2 protein-coding genes are annotated in these 759 nt (G+C 58.6%); both read right to left on the bottom strand.

Annotated features, from left to right (window positions below):
• The coding region (locus JIN78_RS16845) for an IS3 family transposase (RefSeq protein ID WP_200393162.1) at positions 1 to 399 on the bottom strand (399 nt) is incomplete at its 3' end.
• Positions 396 to 722 (bottom strand): transposase, encoded by a 327-nt coding sequence (locus JIN78_RS16850; RefSeq protein ID WP_200393163.1) that lies wholly within the window; start codon positions 720 to 722, stop codon positions 396 to 398. The genes JIN78_RS16845 and JIN78_RS16850, both read right to left, overlap by 4 nt.
• Positions 723 to 759 lie beyond the last annotated feature (37 nt).

Below are 759 nucleotides of genomic sequence, written 5' to 3' on the forward strand. Positions count from 1 at the left end.
AATATGGGTGATGTCACCGGCAAGGACTTGGTTTGGTTGAGTAGGAAGACCCTCTTCAACAACGAGATTGGTCGAGGGGGAGTCGGCCCTTCCGTCACTGGTGCGGGGGACGTAGGTCTTGGGCTGGATGGCAACAAGGCCACGTTCTTTCATGAGACGGCGCACTCTTTCATCCGAACAAGCCAGGCCGAGTTCACTCAATTCCCGGGCAATGCGGCGGTAGCCATAACGGCGTTTGTGACGTCGAAAGATGCGCTCAATTTCGTCGCCGAGGATGGCGTCTTCCCGTTGCCGCGCGGTCTCGATTTGAGAGGTGTAGTAGCTGCTGCGGGGCAGGCCGAGGACGGCGCAAATCCGGCGAATGGAGTGCCCCGATTCTTGCTGGATGTCGTCGATCATTTGGTGGGGCGGCCGGGGTTCTTGGTCCCGAGGAGCACGGCAGCCTTTTTTAAAATGTCATTGTCGATGCGGAGTTCGGCGACCTCCCGGCGCAGCCGGGCCAGCTCCTGCGCTCCGTCCTCGTCGCTTTCAGCTCCTCGTCCTTCGCTACGGAGCTGGCCCGACCCGTGGGCTTTGCGTCGCCAAGCGTAGATCAAGTCCTTACTGATGCAGAGGTCCTCGGCGACTTCGGCGACCGGCTTTCCTGCCGCACAGAGTTCGAGAGCCTGGGTTTTGAATTCCTTGGTATAACGCTTACGGCCTTTCATGGCTTCAGTCTTCATTTGGTTAAGGCGTGGTCCAAGAAATTACCGCACCTCA

The organism is Roseibacillus ishigakijimensis (genome assembly GCF_016595415.1).
In the GTDB taxonomy this organism is placed as follows: Bacteria; Verrucomicrobiota; Verrucomicrobiia; order Verrucomicrobiales; family Akkermansiaceae; genus Roseibacillus; species Roseibacillus ishigakijimensis.

Coding starts and splice junctions, on each gene's coding strand:
- JIN78_RS16850 (WP_200393163.1), bottom strand. CDS start 722: ATGAAGACTGAAGCCATGAAAGGCCGTAAGCGTTATACCAAGGAATTC.